This window comes from Arthrobacter sp. Edens01 (assembly GCF_001307035.1).
Taxonomy (GTDB): Bacteria; Actinomycetota; Actinomycetes; order Actinomycetales; family Micrococcaceae; genus Arthrobacter_B.
The window spans coordinates 1,717,781-1,740,587 of the sequence record NZ_LKIU01000005.1 but is presented as its reverse complement, the minus strand read 5'-3'; the positions used below and the strand labels follow the sequence as shown (position 1 = coordinate 1,740,587).

19 protein-coding genes are annotated in these 22,807 nt (G+C 65.2%); 15 read left to right on the top strand and 4 right to left on the bottom strand.

Annotated features, from left to right (window positions below):
• Positions 1 to 57: 57 nt before the first annotated feature.
• Positions 58 to 2,145, bottom strand: coding sequence for a Stk1 family PASTA domain-containing Ser/Thr kinase (gene pknB / locus AO716_RS14240; protein ID WP_235472089.1), 2,088 nt, complete (start codon positions 2,143 to 2,145; stop codon positions 58 to 60).
• Between the two features lie 92 nt (positions 2,146 to 2,237).
• Positions 2,238 to 3,596: a LysM peptidoglycan-binding domain-containing protein gene (locus AO716_RS14235; RefSeq protein WP_055241813.1), complete on the bottom strand. Its 1,359-nt coding sequence runs from the start codon at positions 3,594 to 3,596 to the stop codon at positions 2,238 to 2,240.
• A gap of 225 nt (positions 3,597 to 3,821) precedes the next feature.
• On the opposite strand from AO716_RS14235, the gene AO716_RS14230 reads away from it, so the two are divergent.
• A complete protein-coding gene (locus AO716_RS14230; protein WP_055241811.1) occupies positions 3,822 to 4,175 on the top strand; it encodes an Rv2175c family DNA-binding protein in 354 nt (117 codons plus the stop codon).
• Between the two features lie 4 nt (positions 4,176 to 4,179).
• Here AO716_RS14230 and AO716_RS14225 read toward each other — a convergent pair whose 3' ends face one another.
• Both AO716_RS14225 and AO716_RS14220 read right to left on the bottom strand, forming a co-directional pair.
• On the bottom strand, positions 4,180 to 5,316 hold the full coding sequence (locus tag AO716_RS14225; protein WP_055241809.1) for a polyprenyl synthetase family protein: 1,137 nt from the start codon (positions 5,314 to 5,316) through the stop codon (positions 4,180 to 4,182).
• Between the two features lie 12 nt (positions 5,317 to 5,328).
• Positions 5,329 to 5,838 (bottom strand): hypothetical protein, encoded by a 510-nt coding sequence (locus AO716_RS14220; protein ID WP_152969971.1) that lies wholly within the window; start codon positions 5,836 to 5,838, stop codon positions 5,329 to 5,331.
• A gap of 84 nt (positions 5,839 to 5,922) precedes the next feature.
• Here AO716_RS14220 and dinB point away from each other — a divergent pair, with 84 nt between their 5' ends.
• The 14 genes from dinB to AO716_RS14150 all read left to right on the top strand — a co-directional run bounded on the left by dinB (position 5,923) and on the right by AO716_RS14150 (position 22,720).
• Entirely contained in the window at positions 5,923 to 7,143 is a 1,221-nt protein-coding gene (gene dinB / locus AO716_RS14215) for a DNA polymerase IV (protein ID WP_268753585.1), read from the top strand.
• 168 nt (positions 7,144 to 7,311) lie between these two features.
• Positions 7,312 to 7,692 carry a DUF3040 domain-containing protein gene (locus AO716_RS14210; protein WP_055241806.1) on the top strand — a complete coding sequence of 127 codons (381 nt, stop codon included), beginning with the start codon at positions 7,312 to 7,314 and terminating at the stop codon, positions 7,690 to 7,692.
• A gap of 281 nt (positions 7,693 to 7,973) precedes the next feature.
• Positions 7,974 to 8,405 (top strand): division/cell wall cluster transcriptional repressor MraZ, encoded by a 432-nt coding sequence (mraZ, locus tag AO716_RS14205; RefSeq protein ID WP_055241804.1) that lies wholly within the window; start codon positions 7,974 to 7,976, stop codon positions 8,403 to 8,405.
• Between the two features lie 196 nt (positions 8,406 to 8,601).
• Positions 8,602 to 9,597, top strand: a complete 996-nt coding sequence (rsmH, locus tag AO716_RS14200; protein ID WP_055241803.1) for a 16S rRNA (cytosine(1402)-N(4))-methyltransferase RsmH — start codon at positions 8,602 to 8,604, stop codon at positions 9,595 to 9,597.
• Positions 9,597 to 10,268, top strand: a complete 672-nt coding sequence (locus AO716_RS14195; protein ID WP_055241801.1) for a hypothetical protein — start codon at positions 9,597 to 9,599, stop codon at positions 10,266 to 10,268. The genes rsmH and AO716_RS14195 overlap by 1 nt, the downstream gene beginning before the upstream one ends.
• Positions 10,269 to 10,295: 27 nt before the next feature.
• A complete protein-coding gene (locus AO716_RS14190; RefSeq protein WP_055241800.1) occupies positions 10,296 to 12,089 on the top strand; it encodes a peptidoglycan D,D-transpeptidase FtsI family protein in 1,794 nt (597 codons plus the stop codon).
• 53 nt (positions 12,090 to 12,142) lie between these two features.
• Complete coding sequence (locus AO716_RS14185; RefSeq protein WP_082413572.1) at positions 12,143 to 13,726, top strand: UDP-N-acetylmuramoyl-L-alanyl-D-glutamate--2,6-diaminopimelate ligase; 1,584 nt, start codon at positions 12,143 to 12,145, stop codon at positions 13,724 to 13,726.
• Positions 13,727 to 13,732: 6 nt separating this feature from the next.
• Positions 13,733 to 15,217: a UDP-N-acetylmuramoyl-tripeptide--D-alanyl-D-alanine ligase gene (locus AO716_RS14180; protein ID WP_055241796.1), complete on the top strand. Its 1,485-nt coding sequence runs from the start codon at positions 13,733 to 13,735 to the stop codon at positions 15,215 to 15,217.
• Positions 15,214 to 16,320: a phospho-N-acetylmuramoyl-pentapeptide-transferase gene (mraY, locus tag AO716_RS14175; protein ID WP_055241794.1), complete on the top strand. Its 1,107-nt coding sequence runs from the start codon at positions 15,214 to 15,216 to the stop codon at positions 16,318 to 16,320. Before AO716_RS14180 ends, mraY begins: the two co-directional genes overlap by 4 nt.
• Positions 16,317 to 17,858 (top strand): UDP-N-acetylmuramoyl-L-alanine--D-glutamate ligase, encoded by a 1,542-nt coding sequence (gene murD, locus AO716_RS14170; protein ID WP_055241793.1) that lies wholly within the window; start codon positions 16,317 to 16,319, stop codon positions 17,856 to 17,858. Before mraY ends, murD begins: the two co-directional genes overlap by 4 nt.
• Positions 17,859 to 19,178, top strand: a complete 1,320-nt coding sequence (ftsW, locus tag AO716_RS14165; protein WP_055241791.1) for a putative lipid II flippase FtsW — start codon at positions 17,859 to 17,861, stop codon at positions 19,176 to 19,178.
• On the top strand, positions 19,175 to 20,284 hold the full coding sequence (gene murG, locus AO716_RS14160) for an undecaprenyldiphospho-muramoylpentapeptide beta-N-acetylglucosaminyltransferase (RefSeq protein ID WP_055241788.1): 1,110 nt from the start codon (positions 19,175 to 19,177) through the stop codon (positions 20,282 to 20,284). The genes ftsW and murG overlap by 4 nt, the downstream gene beginning before the upstream one ends.
• Positions 20,281 to 21,699: a UDP-N-acetylmuramate--L-alanine ligase gene (gene murC / locus AO716_RS14155; RefSeq protein ID WP_055241787.1), complete on the top strand. Its 1,419-nt coding sequence runs from the start codon at positions 20,281 to 20,283 to the stop codon at positions 21,697 to 21,699. Before murG ends, murC begins: the two co-directional genes overlap by 4 nt.
• On the top strand, positions 21,689 to 22,720 hold the full coding sequence (locus AO716_RS14150; RefSeq protein ID WP_055241785.1) for a cell division protein FtsQ/DivIB: 1,032 nt from the start codon (positions 21,689 to 21,691) through the stop codon (positions 22,718 to 22,720). Before murC ends, AO716_RS14150 begins: the two co-directional genes overlap by 11 nt.
• The last annotated feature ends 87 nt before the right edge of the window (positions 22,721 to 22,807 follow it).

The window sequence follows — 22,807 nt, the reverse complement described above, 5'->3', positions numbered from 1 at the left end:
CTGAGGTACTTTGCGCGGAGCCCCGGCCGGTTGACCGCATCAGGGTGCTGCGGTGTCCTACACGACGGTCAGGGTGATGACTGAGCCCTCCGGCACGGAGCCGCCGGAGGGATCCTGGGCACGGACGGTACCGAAGAACCCGCCCAGGATCTCGTTGACCTCCACCTTGAAGCCCAGGGCCTCGAGTTCACGCCGTGCAGTGTCTGCCTGTTTGCCCACGTAGCTGGGCACCTGGACCATCCGCGGGCCGTCAGAGAGCGTGAGGGTAACTGTTCCGCCGCGTTCCACCAGGCCGGAGGCCGGGTTCTGGGATGCGACGGACCCCTTGGGTATGTCAGCACTGTTCACGCGCTCGGGAGAGACAGTGGCCTCCAGCCCGGCGTCTTCGATCAGCCGCACCGCTTCCTGCTCGCTCTTGCCGGTAACATCCGGGACCTCCACCGGGGCGGGGCCCTTGGAAACGGTCAGATCCACCGGCGTCCCGCGGCGGAGATCGGCGTCGGCGGCCGGCACCTGCGAGATTACCTGTCCGGCGGGGACCGATTCACTGAATTCTTCGGTCACCGTGCCCAGGGCCAGCCCTGCGTCAACGAGGTTCTCTTCCGCTGACTCCAGGGGACGCTGGATCACGTTGGGCACAGTGAAGAGTTCGGGTCCGCGGGAGACCAGCATGGTCACCGGCTGAAACCGGCGGACCTGCTGTGCAGCGGCAGGATCGGTTCCCACAACCAGTCCTGCAGCAACCACCTCGTCGTAGACCTCATTCGTGGTGTAGCGGAGCCCCTCCTCGCCCAGCCGGCTGCCGGCAGCCTCGACAGAACTGTTGGACACTTCGGGAATAGTCACAAGGGCTCCTGGGCCGGCCCCGAAGAACCACCCCGTGAACGCGGCTGCGGCTACCAGCAGGGCAAGCAGGAGGGCCAGGAGTACGCCACGCCTGCGGGGACGGCCTGAGCGCAGGGAGACTTCAGGCCGCTGGGCATCCCGGTTCGCCTGTTTCTGGCTTGCCTTGAAGTTCCGCCGGGCCTGGCGCCTGCCTGCCCAGCCGGAAGGCTCCGAATAGCCATCGTCCTCATCTGCGCCGTAACCGTCCTCTTCGGGCTGGTAAGCCGGAACGGCAGCGGTCCCGGTTCGGCCCAGGACAGTGGTGGCGTTGTCGGTACGCTGCAGGACCTCGGTGCCGTTGGGCTCGCCGCGGCTGATCACTTCGGTAGCCCCCGAGGGCGCCGGCGCGATGACGGTGGTCCTCTCGTTGCGGCCGGGTGCCTCAGGGTGGGCTTCCAAGGTCCCCGGAGCATGGAAATCCAGCTGCTCGTCGGTGAGTGAGGTTCGGATGTGCCGCAGTTCGCCCAGCAGTGCCCGACCGTCCACCGGACGGTCTTCGGGATCCTGCGACGTGCACCAAAGGACCAGTTCATCCAGGTCCTCGGCGAGTCCTGGGCAGGCCTGGGAGGGTGCGGGCACGGAGGAATGCACATGCGCGAAGGCAACCTGGATGGGTACTTCACCGGTGAAAGGCTGGGACCCGGTCAGCATTTCGTAGAGCATGATCCCGGCGGAGTAGATGTCGCTGCGCGCATCCGCCCCGGCGCCGGTTACGAGTTCGGGTGCAAGGTAGGCGACCGTGCCGACCAGCGTGCCCGTATTGGTGCTGGTGGTGACCGCACGTGCCAGGCCGAAGTCCGCGATCTTGATGGCACCGCTGCCGGCGAGCAGTACGTTTTCGGGTTTGACGTCCCGGTGGACCAGACCGGCTTCGTGGGCAGCGGCCAGGCCGTCCACCACCGCGTCCATCATGGCCAGCGCCAGGCGCGGCGTCAGCACACGGCGCTCATTGAGGACGTCGCGGAGGGTGCGACCGGGCACGTATTCCATCACCAGGTAGGACAGGGACTCGGTCACTCCCTGGTCAAGGACGCCGACGACGTGCGGGTGGGACAGCCGTGCCGCGGACTTCGCCTCGCGCTCGAACCGGTCCAGGAATCCCCGGTCAGCGGCCAGATGGGGATACAGCACCTTCAGTGCGACGTCGCGGTCCAGCCGGGTGTCCGTGGCCAGGTAGACGGTGGACATTCCGCCGCGGGCGATGCGGGAACGCACCAGGTAGCGGTTGTCTACCAGGGTTTCCAGAAGTGGGTCACTCACGGGCTCATGCACCCTTTGATCCTATAAGCGAGAACGGGCAGGCGGCGGATCGACACCCGATCCACCGCCTGCCCGGTTTGCCTGGGACCGCTTTAGAAGCCCGAGCGGTGGGCCAGGACAGAGGCAACATATGCCTGCGTGTCCGGGTACATGCCCTGCGTGGTAACTGAGTACTGGCCCTGGTAGTAGGAAGCGATAGCGACTTCCAGGCTCGGGCTGGTGCGGACGAGCGCGCGGATAATCGCCACACCTGCCGTCACGTTGTCCTGCGGGTCAAGCAGGTTCAGCTGGCGGCCGACCAGGTCCGAAGCCCATTCGCCGGAGGAGGGGATGACCTGCATGGTGCCGATGGCGTTTGCCGGGGAAACGGCGCGCTGGTCGAAACCGGACTCCTGCAGGGCGAAGGCCTGTGCCAGAGCCGGATCCACACCCATGGAGACAGCGGTGTCAGCGACCATCTGCTGCATCTGTGCCCGCGAAGGCACAGCAACTGCGTTCAGTGCCTGCTTGTTGAGGTTGGCGTTGGCCACCACGTGCTGCGGGTACGTGTAGTGCAGGAACGTGCTGGGCACGAGGTCCGTCGGAGCCTCAGCCGCGGCCGGAGCAGCCGGAGCAGCAGGTGTGGACGATGCCGTGGTGATGGTGGATGAACCGCTGAGGGAGAGCTTCTGGCCGGGGCGGATGATGGAGGTCATGCTGAGGTTGTTAGCCTCCAGCACGGTTTGCAGGCTCACGCCGTGACGCGCCGCAATAGCGCCGAGCGTGTCTCCGGGTACCACGGTGTAGGTTCCCGCGGAGGCAGGCGCGGGTGCGGCAGGGGCACTTGGGGCGGCTGCGGGCGCGGACGGAGCTGACGGGGCTGCACCGTCGACGGCGATTTGCTGCCCGGGATGAATCACGGACGTCATGCTCAGGCCGTTTGCCTTCAGGACGGAGGCCAGGCTCACGTCGTGCTTGGCAGCGATGGCGCTCAGCGTGTCACCGGCTTCCACCGTGTAGGTGCCCTTGGCCGGTGCTTCAGCAGCGGGTGCGGTTGCCGTGCCGGTGAGCTTGAGTTCCTTGCCGGCGAAAATGATGGACGTGGGTGTGAGGTTGTTGATCCGCAGCACCTCGTTCAGATCCAGGCCGTAACGCGCTGCGATGGAGCTTACCGTGTCACCGGGAACGATCCGATGGGTTGCCGGGGCAGCGGATTCGGCGGCCACAGTGGCAGGAACCTGGGCTGCCAGCTGTGAGGCGGGAATGAGCGCACCGGTGAGCTGCTTCTTCGCCTGAAGCGGGAGCTGCGGGAACAGCGCCTTTGACGGAGACGGGGCAGGAGCAGCCTGCGCAGGTTCGGCCAGGGCAAGTGAGGACATCATGACGGCCGGTATCGCTGCAGTTGTTACCGCGACACTCAGTTTGCGGGGCAAAGCCGCGGTGCGCGGCTTTGCAGTGGGCTGCACTGTCATAACGGGTTGTTTCCTCATCTGTTGGCGGCGCGGCCTTTACCGCAGTCCGTGGGACAAAAAACAAGTAGTGATACGAGTGTTACAGATGTGATTACTGTGACTTATGCGAATTTACACGAGAAAAGGTGATCCGCAATACCCGGACGTGAACATATGGGTGCGCGGGAGCAGCGGATAAGGGTCCCGACTGGCCCGTAATGATGCCGCCGTGGCAATCTTGGGAACGTGAATGAACTCGAGGAACTGGTTTCCGACTGGCTAACCCTGCCCGATGTGGCTGAACAACTAGACGTAACAATCAGCAAGGTACACAGCCTGCTGGAAGAACGTGCCCTCCTGGCAGTACGCCTGGGGGACCGTAAAATCCGAAGCGTGCCCGCCGAATTCATCAATGACGGCGCCATCCTTGACAGCCTTAAGGGAACTATCTCTGTGCTGACGGATGCAGGCTTCTCTGATGAAGAGATGCTCCGCTGGCTGTTCACAGCCGACGAGACTCTGCCCGGGCGTCCGGTGGACGCCCTCAAGGAAGGCCGCAAGACGGAAATCCGCCGCAGGGCCCAGGCCCTGGCCTGGTAACCGGCTAGGCGGTACGGGTCACTGCTGCATGCGCGAGTGACCCAAGCGCCGAGCGGGTCTGCTCATCCACCGCAAGCGCGGCCAGGGTGTTGAAGGCCTGCTCGGTGTGCTCTGCTATCAGGGCTTCGGTGGTGGCCAGCGCTCCGCTGTCTTCGATCGCTGCCCGCAGCGACTGCACGGCGGCATCGTCCAGGTCCGGCTGACCGAGCTTGTCCGTGATTTCCTTCCGGACTGCGCCGGACCCGGCGCTCAGGGCGTAGGCAATGAGCACGGTCCGTTTACCTTCACGCAGGTCGTCCCCGGCCGGTTTCCCCGTGACCTCGGGATCACCGAAGACCCCCAGGACGTCATCCCGGAGCTGGAAGGCTTCCCCGAGCGGCAGCGCGAAGGCGGAGTAGGCCGTGAGAAGCTCATCGCCGGCACCGGCCAGGGCCCCGCCAATGACCAGTGGATGCTCAATGCTGTACTTGGCGGATTTGTAGCGCAGGATGTTCCTGGCGCGTATCACGGCATGCTCGGGTTCATGGCCGGGGCCGACCACCTCTTCCAGGATGTCGAGGTACTGGCCTGCCATCACTTCCGTGCGCATCCGGTTGAAAACCGAACGGGCCCGCGTGTTGTACGCCGCCCTCTCGCCCACGGAAGCAAAGGCTTCCTCGCTGAGGGACAGGCACAGGTCTCCGGCAAGGATGGCGGCAGAGGAACCGAAATGCGTGCCGTCCAGGAACCAGTCGGCTTCAGCATGGCGGTTGCTGAAGTGCCGGTGCACACTCGGCGCTCCCCGGCGGGTATCGGAACGGTCGATGATGTCGTCATGGATCAGGGCAGCGCTCTGGAACAGTTCCAGGGCGACTCCGGCCCGGACAGCCGGTTCGCCCAGCGCCTCGCCGCCGGCTCCCCGCCAGCCCCAGTAGTTCAGCAGCGCCCGCAGCCGCTTTCCGCCCTGCGCCAGGGTATGTACTGCGCCCAGGAGAGGGAGGGACTCCGCCGAAACGTCCTCCAGGACTTCACGCTGCCGGCCCAGGAACTGCTCAAGGTCGGAGGAAAGGGCCTGCCGGTAGGCAGTCTGTTCGAGGGCGGCAGTTTCTTCCGCGCCCTTTTTCTCCCGGTTTGCGTCCGACTCCGCGGGTGCCTGGCTCATTGAATGTCTGTCCTATTCTGCGGTGCCGGGAAGTACGTTGGCCCCGACTGTGTAGATCGAGCTGCCCTCCCGTGTGATCACGGAAACGTTCGCGGTCTCGGTCTCTGAGTCCGTGGTGCGGGCAAAGTCCTTGGCCGGTGTTGAGTCCACGGCGTCGCCCTCAAGGGCGGTGAATCCGAGCTTCTCGAAATGCGCGGTGTAGAACGCCAGGATTTCTTCCGCCGACGAGGAGGAGGACGCGGTCAGGGATGCAGTCAGCAGCTGGCCGTCATCTTCGAAGCTGGAAGCTGTGGGGACAGAGTCCGTGTAAACCGGAACCAGGTCTTCAGGGAATCCGGCGGCTATGGCGGAGGAAGGTGAAGGGCTCGCGGACGCCTTTGCGGTGGCGGTGGGAGATGCGGAGGCCGATACCTGGGACGAGGAATCCGAGGGCGAGGTGGAGGGAGCTGACTCTGTTGAACTGCATCCGGCGACGGCGGCAAGGATGGCTGCGCTGCAGGCAAGGGCGAGGGTTTTCTTCATGGGAATCCGCATCGACGAAGGGTCAGGGCCTGAATCCAGTCTAGGGGAGCGTTCCAATGTCCGCGGGCTGCATAGTATGAGGACGTGGGAACAGTAACGGAGGCAGCGGGTGAAAACCGCGACTGCACCATCATGCATGTGGACATGGACGCCTTCTATGTCTCGGTGGAGCTGCTTCGCCGTCCCGATCTGAGGGGTACCCCGGTGATCGTCGGCGGACTCGGCGGCCGGTCTGTGGTTCTCTCCGCCTCCTACGAAGCGCGGCGGTTCGGGGTCAGATCGGCTATGCCGATGGCAACAGCACGCAGGATGTGTCCGCAGGCCCAGATCCTGGAACCGCACCAGGAGGTCTACCGTCAGGTCTCCGCGCGGCTCATGGGGATCTTCGAGTCCATAACACCGCTGGTGGAACCGCTCAGCGTGGACGAGGCCTTCCTCGACGTCGCCGGGTCCATGCGCCGACTGGGGCCCCCGCGCCAAATCGGTGAGCTCATCCGCAGCCGTGTGTCCCGGGAGCTTGGAATCACTGCGAGCGTTGGAATCGCATCCTCCAAGTTCGTTGCCAAGATTGCCTCCACCCGCTCGAAACCCGATGGTCTGCTGGTGGTTCCGAAGGAAGAGACCATCGCGTTCCTCCATGCCCTGGATGTGTCCGCACTTTGGGGAGTGGGCGCCAAGACTCGCGAAACCCTGGCAAGGGTCGGCATCAATACCGTCTCCGATGTTGCCCATACCCCTCCGACTGTTCTGCAGCGGCTTCTCGGCGCCACCGGCAGGCACGTCTACGATCTGTCCTGGGGGAGGGATTCCCGCCCGGTGACCCCGGTCCGGGTGGAAAAGAGCATCGGCGCGGAGGAAACGTTCGCCCGGGACGTGGACGAGGACGAGGTGCTTGAGACTGAACTGCTGAGGCTCGCGCACCGGACCGCAGCCCGGATGCGTGCAGCGGGACTCCAGTGCCGGTCCGTGTCACTCAAGCTGCGTTACGCGGATTTCTCCACGCTCACGCGTTCACGGACCCTCTCTGAGCCGGTCGACAGTGCGCAGCTGCTGTACGAAGCTGTCCGGGGGCTTCTGGGCGGCCTGGGCGTTCGGCCAATGAGCGTCCGGCTTATTGGACTTCGTGCGGAGAACCTTGAGCCGGCGGGCGCTGCGCAGCAGCTCACGCTCGACGGACGGGATGACAACTGGCGCTCCGCGGAAGACGCGCTGGACAAAATCAACCAGCGGTTCGGCCAGGCCGGAATCATGCCCGCCCGCTTAATCGGACGCGAAAAGAGCAGGAAACCCGAGGGTACGGGCTGAGGTTTGGCAAGCCGGGTTAAGCAGGCTTATCGGTGGCTTTCCCCGGACCCGATTGCAAACTATCCTTGTGGGTAAGTGCAGATCAGCGTCGAGGCCTCGTGGGAACAACCACCGCGTCAGGTTCGTTGCTTGGTTTACAGGGCACATTTGGACCGCAAGGAGACAGTAATGGCACTCTCAGAGCACGAGCAGCGCTTGCTTGATCAGCTGGAGCAGCAATTACACGCTGAGGACCCCAAATTCGCCAACTCCATGGCATCGTCAGCTGGTCGTGGCATGTCTACCCGGCGGATCGTGCTGGGCGCACTCGTGGCAGTGGCGGGAATAGCCATTCTGATCCTGGGCATCACGCTGGACAGTCCGGCCAACATAGTCGTGGGAATCCTGGGCTTCATAGTTATGGGTGCCGGCATGTACTACGCCACCACCAAAGGCAAACAGGCGGAGACACGTGTCCCCGCGGGCCGAAAAGAGCGCGAAGCTGCACCCCGCGGATTCATGACCAATCTCGAGAACAAGTGGGACGAGCGCAAGCGGGACCAGCCGTAGCGCCACAGCCCCCCACTTTCCTCCCCGGTATGGCTGCCGGGAACCAGGAAGACCCGCTTCGGCGGGTCTTCTTCGTTTAAGGGCCCGCCGGAGCCGGATTTCCCTCCACCACGCGCGCTGCCTTCTCCGTCCTTGCAGTTACTGGGAACCAGGGGTGCGACGCGCCGAAAAACGTTATCAAATTGCGTTGACTGTGGAGGGAAGTGGAGTAAAGTGGGGGGCGTAAGAGGGTAGGACAGTGGAGGAGGGGTGGATCTCCCGGATCTGACAGGTGGTGGCTGATGTTCCTCGGAACTCACTCACCGCGCCTTGATGAAAAGGGCAGGCTCATTCTTCCCGCCAAATTCCGCGATGAACTGGCTGACGGGCTGGTTCTGACCCGGGGCCAGGAACGCTGCATCTACGTCTTCAGCCAGAAGGAATTCGAAAAGGTCCACGAGCAGATGAGGCAGGCACCACTGTCTTCACGCCAGGCCCGTGACTACATTCGCGTTTTTCTGTCCGGGGCCTCTGACGAAGTCCCAGACAAGCAGGGCCGGGTAACCATCCCGCAGGCTCTGCGCTCGTATGCCGGGCTCGGACGTGAACTCGCCGTAATCGGCGCGGGCACCCGGGCGGAGATCTGGGATGCCACGGCATGGCAGGAATACCTGGAAGAACAGGAAAGCGCGTTTTCGGAAACCGACGAAGACACGATGCCCGGCATCTTCTAGCCGTTGCACAGCACTAAACACAGCAGTATGCAGGGAAATTCGAAACCGGAAACGGCGGGATCTTGAACGAGATCTCCAGCCGCCCCGCGGAACTCACCTGGCTCACCTTCCCCGGAGCCAGGCGTACCCGTGAGGCGCGGATGGGGATCTGGTCCAAGAAACCGCTGAACCGGACACGCAGCGGAAGGAGAGACCAATGAGCGAAGACCGTCCCACCGAAGAGCGGCACGTACCCGTACTGCGGGACCGCTGCATCAATCTGCTGGCCCCTGGGATCGAAGCAGCAGAGGCAGCCGGCCGCACACCGGTCGTGGTGGATGCCACACTTGGCATGGGTGGCCATACCGAAGCCATGCTCGAACGCTTCCCGAAACTGCACGTCATCGGAATCGACCGTGACACCCAGGCGCTGGCACTGGCCGGGGAGCGGCTGGCAGCATTCCAGGACCGCACCGATCTTGTCCACGCCGTCTACGACGAAATCGCCGACGTAGTCCAGGACCTTGGGTTCAATTCAATTGACGGAGCCCTCTTCGACCTCGGTGTGTCCTCCATGCAGCTCGACGAGCGTGACCGGGGTTTCGCGTATTCCTACGATGCCCCGCTGGACATGCGCATGGACACAAGCCGCGGACGGACCGCAGCCGAAATCGTCAACAGCTACGACGAAGCTGAACTGGTCTCGATCATCCGGCGCTGGGGAGAGGAAAAGTTCGCGGGACGCATTGCATCCTCGATCGTTTCCACCCGGGCGAAGAAGCCCTTCACCACCACCGGTGAACTGGTCGATGCCATCCGGGCCGTCGTTCCCGCAGCCGCTGCACGCACCGGCGGCCACCCGGCGAAGCGCACCTTCCAGGCCCTGCGGATCGAGGTCAACGAAGAACTTGATGTCCTTGAACGCGCGATTCCGTCTGCCCTGTCCGTGCTGGGCGTCGGCGGACGGATCGTTGTGATGTCCTACCACAGCCTGGAAGACCGGATCGTCAAGGACATCTTCGCGGCTGGATCCCGGTCCTCGGCCCCCAAGGGGTTCCCGGTGGAGCTGGAGGAACACAAAGCACAGCTCAAGCGGCTGACAAAGGGCACCGAAGTGCCCACGGAACAGGAAATTGCAGAAAACCCGCGTGCGGCTTCGGCCAAGCTGCGGGCGGTCGAACGTATTCGCGCAACCATGGACGGGGCACGGTAATGGCTGAAGGATCGGGACGGCGTCGGCCGCAGGCACCTGCCCGGGCGATCGAGGGCAACCTGGCCCGTGCCCTTCCGCTGCAGTCCCCGCAGGCGCCCGCACCTCGGCGGCGTACGCCGCTGGCACTGGTGCCGGCCGCCGCACGCCGGCGCCGCGTCCCAGTAGCTGCCCTCTGCTTCGCCGTGCTGGCTGCCGGCCTCGCCGCAGTCCTGGGACTGAATATTTCCGTTTCCAGCGGCCAGTATGAGCTGGTGCAGCTGCAGAACCAGCGCACCGAGCTCATCCAGAAAAACGAGGCACTGACCCAGCAGGTCGAGCACCACCAGGCCCCCCAGGTCCTGGCTGGAGCAGCCGCCGAGCTGGGAATGGTAGTCTCTCCGACCTTCGGTACGATCGACCTGCAGACACTTGCTGTTACGGGGACCCCCGAACCGGCCAAGGAAGGAACGGGCCCGGGAACCCTGGTGGAACTGCCCCAGGTCCTTACCCAGCCCGTCGCCCCCGTTCAGCCGGCAGCCCCGGAACCTGCGGAGAATGCCAGGGCAGCAGAACAGCAGGACGATGCGGCGGCCGGAGCCGATCCGGTACCCGCGCCGGCAGCTCCCGCGGCTGTGGAACCAGATCTGAACGGCGGCACGATTCCGGCCCCCAGCCAGAGAAGCGGCCAGTAAACCAACCAGCACCGACGAGGACACGTTGTGGCAAAAGCAGGACAGGCTCCGGCACAGGAGAACCACAGAGTCTCTCTCGTCACCGGAAGGCTCCGCACGGGGCTGATCATCGTGCTGGTCCTGCTCACCGTGCTCGGGGTGCGCCTGTTCCAGGTACAGGGGGTGGACCCTGAAGGCATGGCTGACGCGGCCGTGGCCAACCGCCTGGTCACCGTGAACGTGCCTGCCCTTCGCGGCGGCATCCTCGATTCCGAGGGCAACTACCTGGCCCGCAGCGTGGAGCGCTTTGACATCGTGGTGGACCAGAGGCTCTCTGCCGCCTACGACGAAGAGGAATACGAGCGCCGCAATTCCGAAGGCGACAAGGAAACCGTGACCTTCGATGATGCATTTGAGGAGCTCGCGGGCATTCTCGGGCAGGACGCGGCTACCCTGCGCAGGTCCATCCTTGGGGACAAGGGATTCAACTTCGTGGCGAAGACCGTCACCCCCGAGATCAGGGACAAGGTCCTTGCCGTCAAGTTCCCCGGCGTCTACGCGGACCGGACCACGCTGCGCACGTACCCCTCAGGTCCCGTGGCGGGATCAATCGTCGGTTTCCTGGGCACGGAAGGTGCGCAGGAAGGACTCGAACTCACCCAGGATTCGATCCTGGCAGGCGAGCCGGGCAGCAAGACCTACGAAATTGGCGGGGACGGCATTCGGATCCCTTACGCCACAAACGAAGACGTCCCCGTCCAGGACGGGGATTCAATCCGGCTCACCATCGACCAGGACCTGCAGTGGTTCGCGCAGCAGACAATTGCCTCGCAGGTGCGGGACTACAACGCCGACTGGGGCAACGTGGTAGTTGTCGAGGTGGAGACCGGCAACGTGCTGGCAATGGCGGAGTCCACCACCGTTGACCCGAACAACCCCGGGGCAACGGAAGCCGAGTCGCGCAAAGCCCGCTCTGTCACGGATTCCTTCGAGCCCGGTTCCACCACCAAGGTCATCACCATGGCTGCAGCAATAGAGGAGGGGATTATTTCCCCAACCTCGCAGTTCCAGATCGACAACACCTATACGATTGACGGCCAGACCTTCAAGGACGCTTTCGACCACGGGACGGTCCGCATGACCGCGGCGGGCGTCCTGGCGAAGTCCATGAACACCGGGACCGTTATGGTCGGCCAGCAGCTGACCCCTCAGCAGCGCTATGACTGGCTGCGGAAGTTCGGCATTGGCACGGAGCTTGGCACCGGCCTCAACGGCGAGACCTCCGGCCTGCTGGCCGCCCCGGAAACGTGGGACACGCGGCAGCAGTACACCGTGCTGTTTGGCCAGGGCCTCACACAGACCGCCCTGCACACGGCCATGGTCTACCAGACCATCGCGAACGACGGCGTGCGGCTCTCTCCCCGGCTCGTGGACGCACGTATCGATGCGGAAGGTGTGGAGCACCCAACGGAGCGTAAAAAGGGCACCCGGGTGGTATCCGAGAAGACGGCGGTGGAAGTCCAGCACATGCTTGAGACCACCACCGTTGAAGGATCCGGTGCCTCCGGGGCGCTCGAGAAATACCGGGTTGGATCGAAGACCGGCACGGCAGAGGCACCCAGCCCCAGCGGCGGGTACGACGGATACACCGTCTCCTATGCTGGTATTGCGCCCATGGACGATCCCAAGTACGTCACTGTGGTTACCCTGCAGCGGCCCAAGGGAGACCTCTATTACATAGAACCGGGAAAGACCTTCCAGAAAGTCATGGAACAAGTCCTGACCACCAACAACGTAGCCCCTTCCGAGGGGAAGCCGGTTACCTACCCCATTGAGTACTAAAAAGCTGGAGCAGTGCAGTGCCACATAGCAACCATCAGCGCGCCCTGGACGGCATGCGCCCGGAGCGGGTGCGTCCCGTCAGCCTGGCCGACGCCGCGGCAGCGCTTCCCCCGGGCTCACCGGCCATCACGGCCGCGCCGGGAACCGGCACCGATGCCTGGAAAACGGAACTGACCGGGATAAGCATCAATTCCCGGGAGATCATGCCCGGAGACCTGTATCTGGCGCTGCCCGGCGCCCGGCACCACGGAGCGGGCTTTGCCGCGGACGCTGCAGCGGCGGGAGCAGCGGCGATCCTGACAGACGCTGCCGGGGTTTCCCAGCTGCCCCGTACCGTGCTTCCGGTTTTCCTGGCCGATGACATCCGGCGGCTGGTCGGACCGTTGTCCGCTGCCGTATTCAACAGCCAGCCGCAGGACGGCAGCGCACCGGCGCTCTTCGGGGTAACCGGAACAAACGGGAAGACCACAACCACCTACTTCATCACTTCGCTGCTCCAGGCGCTCGGACGCACCACTGGGCTGATCGGAACCATCGAAATCCTGGCCGGCGGCGAAGCGATTCCCAGCGTCCTGACCACCCCTGAGTCGCCCCAGGTGCACGGGCTGCTGGCGCTTATGCGCGAACGCGCCCTCGACGCCGCCGCCATGGAGGTTTCGTCGCACGCGATCTCCTACCGGCGCGTTGACGGCGTTGTCTTCGACATCGCCGGTTTCACGAACCTGACCCAGGACCATCTGGACCTGCACGGATCCATGGAAGAGTACTTCGCGGCAAAGGCCAACCTGTTCCGGTCCGAACGCAGCCGCCGCGCGGTGCTCACGGTGGACGACGAGTGGGGCCGCCGAATGGCAGCGGTGGCCGGAGACCGCGGCGTCACCCTGCAGACCACCGGTGAACCCGGCGACGCGGACTGGCAGGTCCGCTCCGTCACACGGGAGGGTCTCGGCCATTCCTTCGAACTCCACCCCCGGCAGGGAACACCCCTCAGGGCCCGCACCGGACTGCCCGGCAGCTTCAACGTCTCCAACGCAGCACTGGCGCTGGCCATGGTCATGGAGTCCGGCGCCGACCCGGCAGAAGTCCAGCGTGCCCTGGAGGAGCATGATCCGTTCACCGTTGAGGTGCCCGGACGCATGCAGCTTCTCTGCGAAGCTCCTGCGGCGATCGTCGATTTTGCCCACAATCCCGACGCACTTGAACGGACGCTTGAATCCGTCCGACGCCCCGAAGGACGCGTCATTGTGGTCTTTGGCGCGACGGGGGAGCGGGACCAGACCAAGCGCCCGCTGATGGGCTCGATAGCCGCCCGCCTGGCCGACGTGGTGATTGTCACCGATGATGATCCCCACGACGAAGACGAGGCGGCCATCCGCGCCGATGTGCTCCGCGGAGCCTTCAGCGCAGGCGAAGAGTCCGGAACCGAAATCCTGGAAGTGGCGCCCCGGGCGGAGGCTATTGCCCGCGCCGTCGAACTTGCCGGCCCGCAGGACACCATCCTGGTGGCCGGACGCGGCCACGAGGTGTGGCAGGAGGTCAAGGGGGTCAACCTGGCCCTCGATGACAGGGTCGAACTCCGGGCTGCCCTGGCCAAAGCCGGATTCACAGTGCCTACTTACGACGGGGTAGAGTCCTAATTCGTCATGATTGAACTAAATGCAGCCGAAATAGCGGCAATTACGGGTGGCGAGCTGGTGGGGGCAGCAGCAGCAGACCCTTCCATCTCAGTGACATCAGCCACTACAGACTCCCGCGAAGCGGGTCCGGCAGCGCTGTTCATTGCGAAGCCCGGAGAGTTCTCCGACGGGCATCTCTTCGTCGCGCGCGCTTTCGAGGCGGGCGCCGAACTGGCCCTCACAGAACGGCCGGTGACGAACGACGCCGGAGAGGTCTTTCCCGGAATCGTCGTTCCCGACGCCGTGGCCGCGATGGGGCAGCTGGCAGCTGAGATTGTCCGGCGCCTGCGCGCTGAAAGCCCGCTGACCGTCATCGGCATCACCGGCTCGGCCGGCAAGACCACTACCAAGGACCTGCTTGCCGGGCTCCTGCGCTCCCACGGCCCGACCGTGGCGCCCGTAGGCTCCTACAACGGCGAGGTTGGGGTTCCCCTGACGATCTTCAGTGCCGGGCATGGCACCCGCTACCTCGTGGTGGAGATGGGTGCAACCGGCATCGGGCACATCACCTACCTGACGGATATGGTCCGCCCCGACATTGGGGTTGTGCTTTGTGTGGGCAGCGCCCATGCCGGCGAATTCGGCGGAGTGGAGAACATTGCCCGCGCCAAGGGGGAACTGGCCGAAGCCGTTGCCCCGGAGGGCACCGTGGTGCTCAACGGCGATGACATCCGCGTTGCTGCCATGGACAAGCGAACCACGGCCAACGTGCTGCTCTTCACCTCCTCCACCGACGATCTCCCGGGAAACCACGCCACACTGCGTGCCCTCGACGCAGGGACCGACGAGCAGGGCCGGCCGGTATTCACTCTTGAATTCCCGAACGGCGAACAGCACCGGGTCGAATCCGGACTGATCGGGGCGCACCACACCGCCAACCTCCTGGCAGCAGCCGGCGCGGCGCTGGCCGCAGGTATTGCCCCGGCAGACATCGCTGCGGGACTCTCCGGCCAGAAAGCGGCCAGCCGCTGGCGGATGGAACGCACAGACCGCGCCGACGGCGTCACTGTCATCAACGACGCGTACAACGCCAACCCCGAATCCGTGCGCGCTGCGCTGCGGACGCTTGCGGAGCTGGGCTCCGGGCGGCGGACCTGGGCAGTTCTTGGGGAAATGCTCGAGCTGGGCGACCAGTCAGTCACCGAGCATGACGCCATTGGCCGCTACGTAGTGCGGCTGAACATTTCAAAGCTCATCGTGGTGGGCACGGGTGCGCGCGCAATGCACACCGGCGCCGTGATGGAAGGCTCCTGGGGAGACGAGTCCACCTTCGTATCGTCCCCCGAGGAAGCCGAGGCCATCCTTGAATCCTCGCTGGAGCCCGGGGACATTGTCCTGTTCAAATCTTCCAACGGAGCCGGACTGCGGTTCCTTGGTGATCGGATTGCCTTGAAAACCCTTCCCGCAGCCGGCGGCGCCCAGGAGAACACGGCCCGGGGTGAGGCCCTGTGATCTCGCTCCTGATTGGGTGCTCCCTGGCACTCGTACTGGCCTTCGCCTGCACGCCGCTGTTCATCCGTTTCCTCGTCAAAAAGGGGTACGGACAATTCGTCCGCGATGACGGTCCGACGTCGCACCACACCAAGCGCGGAACGCCCACCATGGGCGGCGCGGTCATTGTGGCTGCCGTGGTGGTCTCCTACTTCGCCACCCACCTGATTTCCTACGCGATCAATCCCACCAGCTTTGGTCCCTCGGTCTCCGGCCTGCTGGTGCTGTTCCTGATGGTGGGCATGGGTTTTGTCGGCTTCATCGACGACTACACCAAGATTTCCCGCCAGCGATCCCTGGGACTGAACGCCAGGGCGAAGATCATCCTGCAGGCGATCGTGGGCATCGTGTTCGCGGTCCTGGCGCTGCAGTTCCCGAACAATGCCGGTCTGACGCCTGCCTCAACGAACGTGTCCTTCGTGCGTGACACCGCGATTGACCTTGCGTTCGCCGGAACTATCATCGGCGCGATCCTGTTCATCCTGTGGTCCAGCGTCATCATCACCGCAGCCACCAACGGGGTGAACCTGGCGGACGGACTTGACGGCCTGGCGGCGGGTGCCTCGGTGCTGGTGTTCGGTGCCTACTTCCTGATTGGCATCTGGCAGTTCAACCAGTCCTGCCTTGGCCCGGCCAACGACGGCGGCGTCTGCTACGAGGTGCGCGACCCGATGGACCTGGCGCTGCTCGCCGGAGCCATGGCCGGCGCACTCGTGGGCTTCCTCTGGTGGAATACCTCCCCGGCAAAGATCTTTATGGGCGACACCGGGTCGCTGGCCATCGGCGGCGCAATCGCAGCCTTCGCCATCCTTTCCCGGACCGAGCTCCTGCTGGTTATCCTGGCCGGCCTCTTCGTCATCATTTCTGCCTCGGTGATCATCCAGGTGGGCTACTTCAAGCTCAGCGGGGGCAAGCGCGTGTTCAAGATGGCTCCGCTGCAGCACCACTTCGAACTCAAGGGCTGGGCCGAAGTCACAGTGGTGGTCCGTTTCTGGATCATCGCAGGACTCTGCGTCGCCGTGGCCCTGGGACTCTTCTACGCTGATTGGGTGGCTGGACAATGAGCATCCCCTCCACGGGCAACCCCCGTCTCGACTCCCTGACCACCTGGGACTCCGACTGGCGCGGCCTGCGGGTCGTCGTCGCCGGAATCGGGCTCTCCGGGTTCTCTGCTGCCGACACTCTGATCGAGCTCGGAGCACGGGTGGTCATCGCGGACGGCGTGGACTCCGAGGAAAACCGCGGCAAGGCGGACACCCTGCGGATCGTAGGTGCGGCGGACGTCCTGCTGGGCGACGCAGCCGTGGCCGCCCTGCCCCAGGTTGACGGTGCCCCCGCCGAACTGGTGGTGACGTCCCCGGGCTTCCGGCCGTCCCATCCACTCCTGGCCGCAGCAGCCGATGCCGGAATTCCCATCTGGGGCGATGTTGAGCTGGCCTGGCGGGTGCGTATCCGCGAGGGCCGTCCCACCGCGCCCTGGCTGGCCATCACCGGAACCAACGGCAAGACCACCACCGTGGGCATGACCGAATCCATGCTTCGGGCCGCCGGGCTGCGGGCCATCGCGGCCGGGAATGTCGGCACACCGATTCTGGACGCTATCCGGGACCCGCAGGGCTGGGACGCGATCGCCGTCGAACTCTCCAGCTTCCAGCTGCACTGGACATACTCAATGTCGCCGCTGGCCAGCGTCTGCCTGAACATCGCCGAGGACCACGTGGACTGGCACGGCAGCTTCGAGGCCTACCAGGCTGACAAAGCCAGGGTTTACGAGAACACCCAGGTTGCCTGCATCTACAACGCAGAGCAGGCTGCAACCGAGCACATGGTCGAGGAAGCAGACGTCATTGAAGGCTGCCGGGCCGTTGGCTTCACCACCGGCATGCCGGCGGTCAGCATGGTCGGGATTGTCGAGGGCCTGCTGGTGGACCGCGCCTTTATCGAAGAGCGCCGCAACTCCGCCGCCGAGCTGGCGTCCCTGGATGATCTGGGGGATACCGCGCCCCGGCACCTGGCCGCTGATGCCCTTGCCGCTGCGGCCCTGGTCCGCGCCCTGGGCGTTGAGCCAGTCGCCGTCCGTGACGGGCTGCGCAACTACGCTCCCGGCGGGCACCGCATTGAGCCGGTGGCGAAGCTGAATGACATCCTTTGGGTCAACGACTCGAAAGCCACCAACCCGCACGCTGCGAATGCATCCCTGGCTGCCTTTGGGCACGTCGTCTGGATAGCCGGCGGGCTGTCCAAGGGCGTGAGCTACGACGAGCTGATCGAAGCCCATCGGCAGCGGCTGCGCGCCGTCGTGCTGATCGGTTCAGATTCCTCAGAGCTCCGGACCGCTTTGAGCCGACACGCTCCCGATGTGCCGGTAATTGAAGCCCCACAGGCGGACACTGGAGGGGAAGGAACACCCACGGGTGAAGCCGTCATGGTCCAGGCCGTGGCTGCTGCAGCCGCTGTGGCGAAGGGCGGGGATACGGTCCTGATGGCGCCTGCCTCGGCGTCCATGGACCAGTTCCGCTCCTATGCCCACCGTGGTGAGGCCTTCATCGAAGCTGTCCGCGGTTACGTGGAAGGACAGGCGCAGACCACCAAGGAGCCGTAGATGGTGACCACGCCCACGGGCAAGGGACGAAAGCCGACGGCGCGAAGGCGCCCGGCAGGGACGCCCCCTCCATCCGCCGCCGGCACGGCCACCCTGGCACCTGAGGCCAAGGGAACGCAGGACCCCAAAAAGGGTGGACTCCGGCTTCGGGAACGCCTGGTTTCGTTTATGGTGCTCCTTGAAGGCAGCGGAGCCAAGGCAACAGGCTCCAGCTACTACATGATCCTTGGAGCCACGCTGGCCCTCACGGCGATCGGGCTCATGATGGTCCTTTCAGCGTCGTCTGTTGAGGCCATCGCGGCCGCCGCGGGATCAGACGCCGGCGCCGCAACTACCTTCGACCTGTTCGTCAAGCAGCTGATGTTTGCTGCGATTGGTGTCGGAGCGATGCTCCTGCTTTCCCGGTTCGGGCCGCGCTTCTACCGGTTCATAGCCTGGCTGGCGCTGGCCGCCGCCGTCGTGCTGCTGGTGCTGGTTCTGTTCATCGGCGTGGAAGTCAACGGCAACAAGAACTGGCTGGCGTTCGGTCCGGTAACGGGCCAGCCCTCCGAGGCGGCGAAGCTGGCCATGGCCATCTGGTTCGCCTCCGTGCTTTCCCGCAAGGGCCCCCTGCTTGCCGACTGGAAGCACGCACTGATCCCGGTGCTGCCCGGAGGCGGCCTCCTGATCGTCCTCGTGCTGCTGGGGCATGACCTTGGCACCGTGATCATCATGGGCCTGATCATGCTCGCTGCCCTTTTCTTCGCGGGCGTGCGGCTGAAGCTCCTTGGCATGCTTGCCCTTGGAGCAGGTGCCGCGGCCGTGCTCTTTTCAATGATCAGCAGCAACCGGACCAGCCGGATCAGCGCGTGGCTGAAGCTGGACTGTTCTGCCGGGCTCTGCGACCAGGCCAACGCCGGTATGTATGCGCTGGCCTCGGGCGGCTGGTTTGGCGTGGGAATCGGGCAGAGCCGGCAGAAGTGGAACTGGATCCCGGAAGCCCACAACGACTTCATCTTTGCGATCATCGGCGAGGAATTCGGGCTGCTGGGAACCCTGGTGGTGCTGGTCCTCTTCGGTATCCTTGCAGTGGCCACGGTCCGGGTGACCATGCGCCACACGCAGCCTTTCATCCGCATCGTGTGCGGCTGCATCCTGGTCTGGATTACCGGCCAGGCAGCAGTGAACATCGCCATGGTCACAGGGCTGCTGCCCGTGATCGGCGTGCCGCTGCCCTTCATTTCCTACGGCGGCTCTTCGCTGACGTTTACGCTGGCAGCCGTAGGAGTCCTACTGTCCTTTGCACGCACTATCCCTGAAAGGGAACCCACAGCTCCATGACGCAGTCCCCACTTTCCGTTGTACTCGCCGGCGGCGGCACAGCCGGGCATATCAGCCCGCTGCTGGCAATAGCCGACGCCGTAAGGCGGCTGCGGCCCGGCACCCGCATCAAAGTGGTTGGAACTTCAGCCGGCATGGAGACCCGGCTGGTTCCCGCCGCGGGTTACGAGCTTGCCGTGATTGACCGCGTGCCAATGCCCCGGCGTCCAAGCGGGGACCTTGCACGCCTCCCTGCCCGCCTGGCCCGTGCCGTGCGGCAGGCAGGGGAGATCCTGGAGAAAGCTGAAGCCGACGTCGTCGTGGGCGTGGGGGGCTATGTTTCAACTCCCGTTTACCTGGCCGCACGCAAGCGCCGGATTCCCGTAGTGGTGCACGAGGCGAATGCCCGTCCCGGGCTGGCCAACCGGGTCGGGGCCAAGAGCGCCGCAGTGGTGGGCGTTGCCTTCGAGGAAACCAAGCTCCCGGGCGCCCGCTGGGTAGGCATGCCCATGCGGCGGGAAATCTCCGGACTGGACCGCGAAGCTGCCAGACAGGAGGCCCGCACGGCCCTCGGGCTGGAACTGGACCTGCCCACCCTGGTGGTCACCGGCGGTTCCTCCGGCGCCGCGAGCATCAACGCAGCCGTTACCGCCGCCCTTCCCGCGCTGGCCGAAGCCGGTATCCAGACGCTGCACGTCACCGGCCGCGGCAAGGCCGCCGCCGATGCCGAAGGCAAGTCCCTCACCGCGCCGCTCTACCGCCAGGTGGAGTATGTGGACGGGATGGAACAGGCCTATGCGGCCGCAGACCTGCTGCTGGCCCGGTCCGGTGCCGGAACCGTCAGTGAAATTTCCGCCGTCGGCCTCCCTGCCGTCCTCGTTCCGCTGCCCCACGGCAACGGCGAGCAGGCGCTGAACGCTGCCGGACTCGTTGCGGCCGGGGGAGCGCTCCTGGTACGGGACTCCCTGTTCACCCCCGAATGGATCTCCGGGCATCTCATACCGCTGCTGCTCGATCCCCAGGCACTGAAGACCATGGCGGAGGCCTCCGCCGCCCGGGGCATCCGGGATGCCGATGCCCAAATGGCTGACCTGATCGTCCAGGCAGCAGAACGGAAGAACGCATGAGCCGGCTGAACCTCGCTGATCTGGGCCGGGTGCACTTCATTGGACTCGGCGGCGCCGGAATGTCAGCTGTTGCGCGCGTGATGATCGGCAGGGGCGTTCGCGTTTCCGGCTCCGATGCCAGGGACTCGGCAGGGCTGCGGGCCCTGGAAGCACTCGGTGCCCGGGTCTCCGTGGGACACGACGCCGCCAACGTGGCCGAAGTGGACACGGTGGTTGTGTCCACCGCCATCCGGCCGGATAACCCCGAGCTTGCCGCTGCCGAATCCTCCGGGCTGCGGGTAATCCACCGTTCGGTGGCCCTGGCAGCCGCCATGGGCGGCAAGGAAGTGGTGGCAGTCGCCGGCACGCACGGCAAGACCACCACAACGGCGATGATCACCGTGGCGCTGCGTGAAGCCGGGTACGACCCCTCCTTCGCAATCGGCGGCGACGTGGCAGCGCTGGGTGTCAACGCCGCTGCAGGGGCCGGGCCCATGTTCATCGCGGAAGCCGATGAATCGGACGGGTCCTTCCTCAACTACACGCCCCGGATCGCCGTGGTCACCAACGTGGAAGCGGACCACCTGGACCACTACGGCACCGCTGAAGCCGTCTTTGCCTCCTTCGACCGTTTCGTTGAGCTGCTGCCTGAGGACGGACTGCTGGTAGCCTGCGCCGACGATCCCGGAGTCCGGGACCTGCTGCACCGCAGCAAACCGCCCCGCGTCCGGACCTACGGGTACGCCGAGGACGCCGATATCCGCATCAGCGGGACACAGGCGGACGGCCGCACCAGCACCAGCACCGTCCATTTCCGCTGGAACTACCGAAACCAGGAACAGACCCTGCTGCTGCAGGTGCCGGGCCGGCACAACGTGCTGAACGCCGCTGCAGCATTTGCGGTCGCGCTTGAAGCGGGGACCGGCCCAGAGGCAGCCCTGCGCGGGCTGGCCGCCTTCTCCGGGGCAGCACGCCGGTTCGAACCCAAGGGAGCGGCGCGGGGCGTGCGGGTCTTCGATGACTACGCGCACCACCCGACTGAAGTTGCTGCGGCACTGCAGGCGGCGCGTGCAGTAGCAGGGGAGCGCTCAGTACACGTTCTCTTCCAGCCGCACCTGTTCAGCCGCACACGCAATTTCGCCGCCGAGTTCGCTTCCGCCCTGGACCTCGCTGACTCGGTCACCGTCCTGCCGATCTATCCCGCCCGCGAAGATCCAATCCCGGGTGTAACCAGCGACCTGATCACGCAGCAGCTGAAGACCCCGGGCACTGTCGCGGCCGATCCGGCAGCTGCCGTGCAGGACATCGCTGCGCGTGCAGCGGAAGGGGACATCATCCTGACGGTCGGAGCGGGAGACGTTACCCAGTACGGTCCGCAGCTCGTAGCGGCCCTGTCTGCTGCCGCTCCGCATGGAAGCGGCTCTGATGCCGGGTAGGAAGCCCCGCCAGCCTCCTGCGGGGGCAGGAGCGGACCGCCAGGCCCCCGGAGCCAAAAAGCCGGGAGGGCAGGCCCAGCCTGCCCGCACCGCGGCAAACTCGGCGAAGGTGGAACTGCTTCCCGGGCATGGCGCCCAGATCCATGAACTGCGCCCTGCTGCCCCTGGCTACCAGGATGCAGTCATTTCGGCAACGCGGGACTCAGCGGACTCGTACACAGGTGCGGGTGAACCAGGCACAAAGGAATCAGGCGCAAAGGAACCAGCCGGACAGGGTGGGGGGAAGCAGGCATCCCCGGAGGCCAGCATCCTGGCGTTTCCGGAACCCCCGGTACGCCGTCGCAGGCGCTACTTCCTGGCGTCAGCCGGTGCTGCAGCCGTGCTGGCCGCGGCACTGCTGTTCGTCCTGTTCTTTTCGCCTGCACTGGCATTGAAGAACCTGCAGGTGGAGGGCAACTCGCTGCTGGCTGCGGAAGAGGCCGAGACGGCGCTGGCCCCTCTGCTGGGAACCCCGCTGACACGCATCTCCGATGCTGATGCCGGTGAGCTGCTGGCCGGCCGCCCGGAAGTTGAATCCGTGCGCGTTACTGCCGTTCCGCCCTCGGACCTCGTGGTCACAATTACCGAACGCGTGCCGGTTGCCGTGCTCCAGAACGGGCGGGAGTTCCTCCTGATCGACGAGGACGGCCGGCAGCTCAAGGCAGTGGCCAGCCGCGGCGACGCTCCGCTTCCCCTGATCGACGGGGGCACTGAAGCGGTCAACAGCGACGTTTTCCCCACTATCACGGCGGTCCTGGCTGCCCTGCCCGCCAATGTCCTGGCGCTTCTTGACCATGCTTCCGCAGAAACGGTGGACTCGGTGGAACTCAAGCTCACCAGCGGCCAGACGGTATTCTGGGGGAGCGCGGAAGCGAACGTGGCCAAAGCACGGGCGTTGGAAGCTCTGCTCCTGATGCCCGCTGCGGACCCGCCGGTCTCGGTGTTTGATGTGAGCACTCCGAACCGGCCGGTGACCCGATGAGCGCCGCGGCGGAAAACCGCAGCAAACTTCTCCCCGACACGCGCGGAAGGGTAATTGCAGAAGCATGGCCCTACCCATAGCGTCGGG

Excerpts from the sequence above, each read along its gene's own strand:
- AO716_RS14235 (WP_055241813.1), bottom strand. The coding sequence starts at position 3,596 with ATGACAGTGCAGCCCACTGCAAAGCCGCGCACCGCGGCTTTGCCCCGC.
- AO716_RS14225 (WP_055241809.1), bottom strand. The coding sequence starts at position 5,316 with ATGAGCCAGGCACCCGCGGAGTCGGACGCAAACCGGGAGAAAAAGGGC.
- AO716_RS14220 (WP_152969971.1), bottom strand. The coding sequence starts at position 5,838 with ATGAAGAAAACCCTCGCCCTTGCCTGCAGCGCAGCCATCCTTGCCGCC.
- AO716_RS14210 (WP_055241806.1), top strand. The coding sequence starts at position 7,312 with ATGGCACTCTCAGAGCACGAGCAGCGCTTGCTTGATCAGCTGGAGCAG.
- mraZ (WP_055241804.1), top strand. The coding sequence starts at position 7,974 with ATGTTCCTCGGAACTCACTCACCGCGCCTTGATGAAAAGGGCAGGCTC.
- rsmH (WP_055241803.1), top strand. The coding sequence starts at position 8,602 with ATGAGCGAAGACCGTCCCACCGAAGAGCGGCACGTACCCGTACTGCGG.
- AO716_RS14195 (WP_055241801.1), top strand. The coding sequence starts at position 9,597 with ATGGCTGAAGGATCGGGACGGCGTCGGCCGCAGGCACCTGCCCGGGCG.
- AO716_RS14185 (WP_082413572.1), top strand. The coding sequence starts at position 12,143 with ATGCGCCCGGAGCGGGTGCGTCCCGTCAGCCTGGCCGACGCCGCGGCA.
- AO716_RS14180 (WP_055241796.1), top strand. The coding sequence starts at position 13,733 with ATGATTGAACTAAATGCAGCCGAAATAGCGGCAATTACGGGTGGCGAG.
- murD (WP_055241793.1), top strand. The coding sequence starts at position 16,317 with ATGAGCATCCCCTCCACGGGCAACCCCCGTCTCGACTCCCTGACCACC.
- ftsW (WP_055241791.1), top strand. The coding sequence starts at position 17,859 with ATGGTGACCACGCCCACGGGCAAGGGACGAAAGCCGACGGCGCGAAGG.
- murG (WP_055241788.1), top strand. The coding sequence starts at position 19,175 with ATGACGCAGTCCCCACTTTCCGTTGTACTCGCCGGCGGCGGCACAGCC.
- murC (WP_055241787.1), top strand. The coding sequence starts at position 20,281 with ATGAGCCGGCTGAACCTCGCTGATCTGGGCCGGGTGCACTTCATTGGA.
- AO716_RS14150 (WP_055241785.1), top strand. The coding sequence starts at position 21,689 with ATGCCGGGTAGGAAGCCCCGCCAGCCTCCTGCGGGGGCAGGAGCGGAC.